Here is a 9877-nt window from a genome sequence, read left to right as displayed (position 1 = left end):
TTTGCACTACCTAAATATTTGTCGTCTAAGTATATTTTAACTTCTTTGATTCCTGCATCATTTAAAGCCCATCCATATACTTCAACGTTTCCTTCGACTTCACCTGTTGGGTTATCAACTCTCATCATTGATGGCTTTTTTGGTATAGAAGTATTATTTACTTCAACAATCATAGCATTAAGTTGACTTGCATATCCTTGTGCAGTTGCCCATAGTCCTTCTAAGCCACTAACTTTGTTAGCTTTTCCTAGTAAACTTGCGCTATGCCTTGGATCTGTAGTATCTTTTCTTGGGTAAGAATCTGCCCCAGCATAAAGAGCTAAATGATCTAAATGTGCTGATATACCTTCTTCCCAACTATTAAATCTATGATGTGCATTTGGATCCTTATCATCCCCACCAGAATTAGTTTTTAATCCGCAAGGATTCTTATAAGACTCATCCAATACACCACCAAATTTACCATAACCCGTCTCCTTAGCAGATTGTGCATATGCTACAACTGGATTTACTCCACCATGCTTCTTGTAAGCTTCCATATATATATCTGCTAACTCTATAAAAAATTCTTTGGCACCTTTTTTCCTAGCCCATTCTTTCATTTGCTCAACAGTTGCTGTTGGTTCACTTAATATATCAAAGTCTGTTGAAGCTTGTACAATTTTCGTTGGTATAATTGTACTTAGAAATATTAAGGTTAGGATTAGGCTTATTATTCTATTGCTTTTTTTCACACTTCTTCCCCCTATATTTACTTGAGTATAATTAAGAAGTTATCATATCTTAATTACTCTTAAAAATTATAAGCTTAAATTAGTCTATAATTCTAAAGTTTCTCTCCTTATACTTTTAAGGATTTAATATAAGTTAAATTCTTTAAAAGCTTGTATATTTTTTTCTTTTACAAAAGGAAGAATATCCAACAATATTAACAAGTGCTATCTTTGATATTTTAGCAGTATAAAGTTAATAAAATTCTTTTTTAATCGTAGACTTAGCAATAAAATATATTTTTTTAATTATTGCAAAACTTAAAATAACTTTTAGCTTAATAAACTACAAATAAACATCTTAGTGCATATAGCTTAACATATTTCACCCCCTATATTAAAATTGTTTTTAAAGACATAATTTAGAAATATATACCTTTCGCCATATATTATATAAATCAGCAATAAATCTTTAATTTTCTCTATGCTTTAATATAATAAATATGTTTTTTACTTCACGAAATATGAATATATTCTACTTTTTATACTTATGCTTTAATATGATAATTTATTTGCATTATTTATTAATACTATATGTAATATTTTATCTTACTTAAAGAGGATATGTCTATAATAATTTATTATTTTTGACAATTTACTGTATTTTAAATCAAATAATGCTTAACTAATACATATATTTATATTCCTAATTAATAATAGTTGACCATATTAAGCAAAATAAATATTCATACTAAAATAACATATTTCTAACTTAAACCATATATAACCGAGGATCTTTGTATATATAAATAAAAGGCAGTATTATAAATAATACTGCCTTTTATTTATTAATGAATTTTTCAACAATAAACTTAGGTCTTCCTTTACTTTCCATGTATATTTTACCAATATATTCACCTATTATTCCCATACCTAATAATTGAAGACCTCCAAGCATCCATACAGATGAAACTAATGTAGTCCATCCATGAACTGTTTTACCTAAAATCCATACAACTAATGAGTAAATTAATGCAACTAAACTTGATAAAAACATAACTATCCCTACTCCCAAGACAATTCTTATAGGTTTTACACTAAATGATGTTATACCTTCAAAAGCAAATAACAACATTTTTTTCAAAGGATATTTCGATTCTCCTGCATACCTTTCATTCCTCTCATATAAAACAATATCAGATTTAAAACCTATCAAGGGCACTATGCCCCTTAAAAATAAATTTACTTCCTTAAAATTTTCTAGTTCATCAAGACTTCTCTTACTCATCAATCTATAATCTGCATGATTATAAACTATATCTACTCCCAGAACTTTCATAACCCTATAAAAACCCTGTGCAGTAGTTCTTTTAAAAATAGTATCCATTTTCCTATCGCTTCTCACTCCATAAACTATTTCACACCCATCAATAAACCTATCAATGAACTTATCCACTACGTTTATGTCATCTTGTAAGTCTGCATCTAATGAAATAGCTGCATCACACTTTTCTTTTACAGTCATCAATCCTGCTAGCAATGCATTCTGATGCCCTCTATTTCTTGAAAGCTTAATACCTGAAAATTTTTCATCTAATTTATTCAGTTCCTCTATTATGCTCCATGTACTATCCTTACTTCCATCATCTATAAATACAATTCTACTGTTCTCACTAATCTTTTTATTCTCCATTAAAGATTCCATTTTTTCTTCTAATCTTTTAGCTGTTTCCTTCAAAACCTCTTCCTCATTATAGCAAGGTATAACAAAATATATAGTTTTCATAAAACATCCCTCTTCCCATAATTACTAGTGCATAATCAACACCTATTTAGTAACAAAAACATACTCATCATCCTCAAATAAAACTCTCGTATCCATCATGAACTTCTGATTATCATAATATAATTCTTTTTTTGCAATTAAAACTGCTGATTCTTTATTTTTAATAAATCCTCCTACCCCTCCATTTTCGCACTTAAAATCCCCTATAATCTCCGCCAGAAACAACCTACTTTGACTCCACTCATCTCCACTTATATCTATATAAGCTCTTTTACCTTTAACTTCTTCTACATAATAAGCACTTTTCTCAATGAACTTTTGTACAGAGTCAGAGCTCGGTGTATTTACAAAATTTACAATATCCTTTATATAAACTAATTGAGTAGCTATCAAGGTAACAAATACAATAATTTTAATACTTTTTATCACCTTTTTATCCTTTAATAGCCTTCCAAAAATTATAGAGCTAACTATTATCATAGGAATATATAATGGTATAATATACCACCCCAGTTTTGTAGATGCCTTAGTGAAGATAGCAAATGGAACTATTATCCATAATCCGAAACCTATCAAATGATTTTTCCTTAACATAATTTTATCGCTATAATATCCTATACCTAATAGAATTATTGAGCACATCAAAATAACCAGCATTCTACTTTCACTAAAAATGAACTCTAGATAAGTCCACACATCACCAGTATGTCCCTCTAAAGCAATATTACTTCTAGCTAACAAATCATACCTCACCATCTCAATTAAAAACTTAAAACCATCCTTACCTATTCTTAAAGCAATCCATATAGCAATAGGCATAATAAACGAACTCGCAAAAATTACCCACTGCTTTAAGGATATTTTTTTTATTTCACAAGTAAATAATAAATATAATCCACCAATGGCTACTATGGAAAAGGCATGCCAACTCTTAGTTAAAAAAGCTAATGCAAAGGCTAATCCACAAAAATAAAGATTTCTTTTATTTTCTTTTATACTCATCATACACAACATAGCTATTGTAAATAATAATAAAAACAATGAGTCTGCATCCCCATGTCTACCCATATGATTCATATATAATGGTAAACATGCTGAAAAACTAATTAGTGATATTATAGACTCTAATTTCCCATATTTTTTATATATAAATCTTGCACTAATAATACTAGTTATAATCATGGAAATAGCCGAGTAGAATCTCATTGAAAAGACTGATGTACCAAAAATCTTGAATGAAGCTATTATAGCCCAGAAGCTTAATGGCGGTTTTAGATTCCAATAATCTTGAGTGTAATTATAGGTATTTATTATATATTCATTATTTTTCAACATTTCGTATGCACTTACTCCATGTCTTGCTTCATCCCAATCTTGAACAGGAAACACACCTAAATTTTTAAAACATATATATGTTATTACTAATAATATAATCAAACTAATTATTAAACTGTACCTTTCTATAAGCGATATAATACCTTCATATATATTAACTCTATTTTCATCTGTTTTTTTTGACATATATTCCTCCAAATCTTAATTATATAAATACTTAAACTTAAATCTATACTTTATTATTTAAATATGATTAATTTACTTAATATGTAATTTAGAAGTATAACTATAACATTTGATATGAATTTTGCTAATATACTTTGAACTGATACTAACTCAATCATTATATACATAGTTAACATATCAATTGCGCCTGAAAAAATTCTACATGCAATAAATGAACTACACTCCCTTAAAGATTCCCAAAAACTTATAGTCCTTGACTTGAAGACATAAATCTTATTAGTTATATAAGCAAATATTACTGACGCTATCCACGCTACAGTATTACCTATTAAATAATTAATTTTAAATAAATTAACTAGTAAAAAGTATATACCTATATTAACAGCTGTTGTTAATACTCCAAATATTAAGTATTTGATAATTTTTTCATATTTTATGTATAAGCTTTTCATGGTGTTCTCCTGTACTAAATGGACTTTAGATCAGCCTTAGTTTTGTTATTTTTTACAACTTTTCTTATTTTCAAAAATTTATATTTTAAACCACATTATTATATACTTTATCATAAAAGTCTATTTTTTTCAATATTTCTCAGTATCTATTATATTTAACTTATTTTCAAACCATGATTCCTTATCTTTTTATTTTTTTCAACAAAAAAACTATAAACTTAAAACTTAAAAATACAGTCTTAAATCTATAGCTTTATTTCATGGCTAATCTACAAATATTTATATCACAAATAAATATCCACTTTCCTTAAAAAATTCAAATTCTTCTTCTTTTCCCTTAAATATAAGACCTATATCTTCACATGATTCTATAGATTCATGTAACTCCCTATTTTTCTCAATACCCAATAAAATTGATTTAAAAACCTTATTTTTAGAAACTATAGTTACCTCATCTCCAACTTTTAAAGTTCCTTTTAATAAATCTCCTATTAAAACCATATGTGGAACATCATTTATTGCAAGAGAAAACTTATCATATAAATACATTTCTACACTTTTAGCTTTTAAATCTTCTCTCATATAAATATCTTCTATACTCTTCTTTATATTGTCATAAAATACTTCCTTACCATTCACATAATTCTCTTCTTCATAGATGTATGAATTCTTTATAATCATATTTATATATTCTATTTGTTTTTCATCTAATCCTTCTATGTTTTTACCATCATTATATATAGATGCAAAAACTATTGTTCCTGAAAAGGTCTTACTCTTTCCATTTAGAAAGCCTCCTGGTATTTCTATATTTTTCTTCAAATCTCTACTATAGTTGTGAATAACGCCTATTTTATTGCCTATTTCTACATATTGAATTGTCAGTCCGCCTAAAATTTTCTCCATAGTTCCTAAGTTATTATCTATATCTAAAAGTTGCAACTTCTCTTTTGGCTTTAAAACTAATACTCTCATTGAAGCAATCCCTCCATATCTAAACTATATTTCTATACTCATCTATTGTACTATACACCTATGTGATTAATTGTAGTTTTTATATTTTTTAACAAAAAAGCTACAAAGAAATTGATCCTTGTAGCCTTTTATTTAACTATTTGCTTAAAGTCTTTAATACATCTTCAATATTTTCTATAACTTTTCTTGATAATCTCTTAGTACATTCAACTGAAGCAGCTGCTACCTTATTAATGTAAATAACATTTTCTAAAGAGCTTAACTCTTCTGCATAATCTCCCATACCTACAGCATCACATAAATAATAGTTATTTTTATTTTCTAACCATTTTTTAAGTGCTGGAACTGAGAATGTTGGTCCTATAGCAATATTAACTAAAATTTTATTGTTACCTAAAATTTCAAATTCTTTTTCATTCAATACTATTGTATTTTTAGGTAGATTAGTAGTTACTATATCCACTGTTTGTAAAAACTCTTCAAATGGTAAATATTTTATACCCTTCTCTTCTGCTTCTACTTTAGGTGTTCTACTATAGTAATACATATCTGCACCTAAGAATTTTAAAGTTTCAGCAGTCATCATACCAGTTGTACCTAAACCTATTACACCTATCTTTTGATTAGTTAACTCATTAGGTTTATCTTGCCATCTATGCTCTCCAAAACCATGTAATAGTCTTATAAGTTCACTTATTATATATTCTACTACACCTTCATCACCATAATCCTTAACCCCTAAAACCTGTATCCCTCTTTCTTTAGCACAAATTACATCTACATTAGCACTTTTTTCATCGAATAAGCTACAGCACATTCCTATATACTTAAGATTTTCACAAGCTTCTATAACTTCCTTTTGAATTAATGTTAAATATGAAACTAGCAGACAATCTGCATCGCCAATTCTTCTAATAATTTCACTATTCTCCTTTGGATAATCATCATAAAACTCAACAACTTCTCCCAATTGACTTAATTTTTCTCTAGCAATTGAATCTATCCCCGTATTATCTACTACTACGATTTTCTTAAACATGTAACTTCTCCCCTTCACAAACTTCTTTCTTTTTCCTAAGTTTAACACTTAACCTTCTCTATTATAACAAATTTTCTGTATAAAAAAATATATAGCAAATTTTAATTAATTATATTCTCATAATTTTTTAAGTAATTAATTAAAATTTACTATATAGCCCTTTGAAATATTTATTTTACCCACCCTATTTTCTATTAATATAATATTATCATTTATCACTTAATAGTTTATAAACTTAATTTATCTAATTTTAACTAACCCTCTTTTCCTCGCAAGTTTTTTCCAGTTAATATATCCATATATTGAGTTAACAAGATACGAACACCACATTATTAAGATTACTATATTGTTACTTTTTATAGAAACTAAAGCTGCATACCATAACATTATAGAAGTTAAGTCAACAATAATCCATATAATCCAACTTTCTGCATATCTCTCTACTTCTAAATACATAGCAATAAGTGATAGTATAGTGGTTATGGAGTCTAAAAGTGCCAATTTATCTCCCATTTCAATTAAGATTAAATAAGAAATAATAACTGCAACCATAGAAAGCAATATAAGCATGTTAAATTGCCTGCTTCTCATAATTCTAGTTTGTACATAACTGTTATTACCCTTAATCTTATTCTTTTTCCACTTTGCCATTCCAATAAAAATCATGGGTATATAATATACTACATTAAATATTACTTCTCCATAAAGTTGATGATTATAGGATATCAAAACATATATAATAATACTTAGGAGTTTAAATCCATAGTTACTTGCCATTCCCTTTGCACATAAAATAGCTGCTATAACTCCAGCTATTGCTGTTATAAAGGAAAGCATAGAATCATTCCATAAAACACCAAAGTAAAGCATAATAGCTACACTTATAAAAAGCAAGCTAACATCATAGGTTGTCCATTTTTTTAGACATTTAATCATTTTAACATTAATTACCTCCAATCATATAATAATTATAAACACTCTTACTTTGTAATTAAACCGTTTAATTAACTATTTTTATTTCTTTAGTTATTTTATGTATATTTATTTTACATAAATTTTACTTTAATTAAATTCTTTTTATACATATTATAATATATTATGTAATAAAAAACAATTTATTTATTATTTACGACTTTTTTAGCACTGTAGAACTTTAAATATTTTCTATAAAATAAAAAGCAAGCTATGTAATTAACTTTAAAGTTAATTACATAGCTTGTTTTGCTTTAGATATTATTTTGCTTTTGTATTTATTTTAATAATTTATATTAATATTCATTTCCCCAATAACAACCCTTTTAACATTTTTAGCATCTATATCCTCTTTACTTGTAAAGTCATAAATAAACTCACCACATTTATTATATTCTGTATTAGTTCTATTTAAATTAAGCTTTTCACCATTTTTATATATTAAGTAAGGATTTTCATTACCTGCTTCTAGGAGCTTCCCTAAGGATATATTCTCAAAATAAGCGCCTTTAAGTCTAACTCTTTCCAATGCTATATTAATCTCTTCTACTTTAATTTTCATGATTAAACTTTCTTGGTTTTCATAATTTATATTTTCCTGGACCTCTATCATAGTGGAGTCCTTACCTCTATTTAAATCTATATTTACAACCCATTCTTCATTTAAAACAGTCTCTTCTTTAATATAATTGACTACTGGTTTTAAATACTTTAATTCTTCTATGGAATTTATATCAAATATATATTGCACACTTTCAACTAAACCTTGCTTGTTAATAACTTCAACTTTTTCCTTTGGGTACATTTTGTTTTCTGTATTACTATTTATCAAATATTCTATCCCCATATACTTCTCTACAGAAGACATACTAAGATTATTTTTTGCTTGTATATATAAATCATTATTTATATACTTTACACTATTTACATCAATTCCTAAATTATTTTCTCTATTATTATTTATATACTTATTGCTATATACATTATATAAATCTATGTCTAGCTCTTTTTTATCTTCTATTTCTTTTATTAAATTATATGCTGTTATATTTATTTCATCTTCCATTATAGCTTCTTCTTTGTCTAATTTAACGGAACAAACTATCTTTTTATTGTTTTCTACTAATTCAGACTTAACTTCGCATTTTGTATTGTTAGAGTTAGTTTTTACTTCTTTTAACTTAGTATTTTCCTCAAAAAAACCTCCATCTTCCTTTGTTAAATTAAACCTTATAAATCCTTGCTTTTCTTCAAGATCTATACTTTCTACTGAGAGGTTTATACCCTGTTTACTATAAACATACTTATTTGAATTTTCCATTTTTTTATCAATCTTACTAGGATACATATATTCTGAAACTTCTGGTTCAGAATAGTTGAAAGTAACTATCTTAATTATCAAAATTATAATAAATATAGACACTATACTGTGCTTGTTTCTAATTTTCTTTTCTTCTTTTTTAATATTTTCTACACTTATATTTCTTTCATAAAAATTCTTTAATTTTCTGTGATTCTCTCTTTTTTTTATTTCTTCCTCTACTTCTTTAGTTACTTCTAAAGCTTTAATCCTTATTTTTTTCTCATCTAATTCTACATCATTCATATAAAATTCTATATCATCTAAATTCTTAATACTAATATTACTAATTAGATTCTCTAATTTAATCTCATTTGCTCTTTCTTTATTATTAAAAAAACTTATAAATATACTTTCACTCCTAAATATACTTTCATTTATCTCATCTATGTGACATTTTAAGATTTTACTTATCTCTTCTTCACTTTGATAATAAAAATACCTTCTTATTAAAATTTCCTTATCTATATGACCTAGCTCTTCTAAATAGTCCTCAAAATCATCATCTATTAATTTAATATCATAATTTTCTTTTTTAAACTCTATTTTTTCAGCGATTTCATTTTCTATGCACTTATTATACAACTTACTTTTCCGCTTTTTTAGCACTTCTTCTCTTACTATCTTAAATATATATGACCTTAATTTTCCATTCAAAACTAATTTTTCTTTACTATTCCATATATTTTCAAAGGTCTTATAACATATTGATTCCATTTCCTCTTTACATAGATATCCATTACATAAAGATATAACAATAGCTTGTACATCTTTAATATACATATCTATTAATGTCCTATAAGAAGAAATCTGCTTATTTCTTATAGATTTTATCAGTTTCAGTTCATTCATACTATGTATCATTCTCCTAACTCTTATATGCCTTTGTCTTTTAGCTTCTAATCTCTCTTTATAAAGCTACAAACTATACACCTACATTTTAACTTTAATAAGTTAAATGTATTTTAAGTTTTATAATTAAAATAGTTAAGTTTTAAATTCCCTCATTGTTAATCAAAAATTGTTTAAATACATATTGATAATTGTAATAAATAATTTAAA

The 9877-nt window shown here is 26.2% G+C and carries 8 protein-coding genes; all 8 read right to left on the bottom strand.

The window, feature by feature from the left end:
• A partial coding sequence (locus tag BUA48_RS06375) for a glucosaminidase domain-containing protein (RefSeq protein ID WP_242944309.1) occupies positions 1 to 734 on the bottom strand: 734 nt, incomplete at its 3' end.
• A gap of 817 nt (positions 735 to 1551) precedes the next feature.
• Entirely contained in the window at positions 1552 to 2496 is a 945-nt protein-coding gene (locus tag BUA48_RS06370) for a glycosyltransferase family 2 protein (protein ID WP_072831207.1), read from the bottom strand.
• Between the two features lie 42 nt (positions 2497 to 2538).
• Positions 2539 to 4017, bottom strand: a complete 1479-nt coding sequence (locus BUA48_RS06365) for an ArnT family glycosyltransferase (RefSeq protein ID WP_072831206.1) — start codon at positions 4015 to 4017, stop codon at positions 2539 to 2541.
• Positions 4018 to 4070: 53 nt separating this feature from the next.
• Positions 4071 to 4469: a GtrA family protein gene (locus BUA48_RS06360; RefSeq protein WP_072831205.1), complete on the bottom strand. Its 399-nt coding sequence runs from the start codon at positions 4467 to 4469 to the stop codon at positions 4071 to 4073.
• Between the two features lie 279 nt (positions 4470 to 4748).
• The gene (locus BUA48_RS06355) at positions 4749 to 5444 is read right to left on the bottom strand and encodes a DUF3846 domain-containing protein (protein ID WP_072831204.1); all 696 of its coding nucleotides are present in this window, start codon (positions 5442 to 5444) and stop codon (positions 4749 to 4751) included.
• Between the two features lie 136 nt (positions 5445 to 5580).
• On the bottom strand, positions 5581 to 6483 hold the full coding sequence (locus BUA48_RS06350; RefSeq protein WP_072831203.1) for an NAD(P)-dependent oxidoreductase: 903 nt from the start codon (positions 6481 to 6483) through the stop codon (positions 5581 to 5583).
• A 240-nt stretch (positions 6484 to 6723) separates the two neighbouring features.
• Entirely contained in the window at positions 6724 to 7419 is a 696-nt protein-coding gene (gene pnuC, locus BUA48_RS06345) for a nicotinamide riboside transporter PnuC (protein WP_072831202.1), read from the bottom strand.
• Between the two features lie 319 nt (positions 7420 to 7738).
• Positions 7739 to 9667 carry an RNA polymerase sigma factor gene (locus tag BUA48_RS06340; RefSeq protein ID WP_072831201.1) on the bottom strand — a complete coding sequence of 643 codons (1929 nt, stop codon included), beginning with the start codon at positions 9665 to 9667 and terminating at the stop codon, positions 7739 to 7741.
• Between the last annotated feature and the right edge of the window lie 210 nt (positions 9668 to 9877).

This window comes from Clostridium collagenovorans DSM 3089 (genome assembly GCF_900130005.1).
GTDB lineage: Bacteria > Bacillota > Clostridia > Clostridiales > Clostridiaceae > Clostridium_D > Clostridium_D collagenovorans.
Note: the sequence above shows the minus strand (reverse complement) of the source record. Positions and strands in the feature narration are given on the sequence as shown.

Bases quoted from the DNA above. Each gene is read 5' to 3' on its own strand.
- BUA48_RS06370 (WP_072831207.1), bottom strand. From the start codon at position 2,496: ATGAAAACTATATATTTTGTTATACCTTGCTATAATGAGGAAGAGGTT.
- BUA48_RS06365 (WP_072831206.1), bottom strand. From the start codon at position 4,017: ATGTCAAAAAAAACAGATGAAAATAGAGTTAATATATATGAAGGTATT.
- BUA48_RS06360 (WP_072831205.1), bottom strand. From the start codon at position 4,469: ATGAAAAGCTTATACATAAAATATGAAAAAATTATCAAATACTTAATA.
- BUA48_RS06355 (WP_072831204.1), bottom strand. From the start codon at position 5,444: ATGAGAGTATTAGTTTTAAAGCCAAAAGAGAAGTTGCAACTTTTAGAT.
- BUA48_RS06350 (WP_072831203.1), bottom strand. From the start codon at position 6,483: ATGTTTAAGAAAATCGTAGTAGTAGATAATACGGGGATAGATTCAATT.
- pnuC (WP_072831202.1), bottom strand. From the start codon at position 7,419: ATGATTAAATGTCTAAAAAAATGGACAACCTATGATGTTAGCTTGCTT.
- BUA48_RS06340 (WP_072831201.1), bottom strand. From the start codon at position 9,667: ATGAATGAACTGAAACTGATAAAATCTATAAGAAATAAGCAGATTTCT.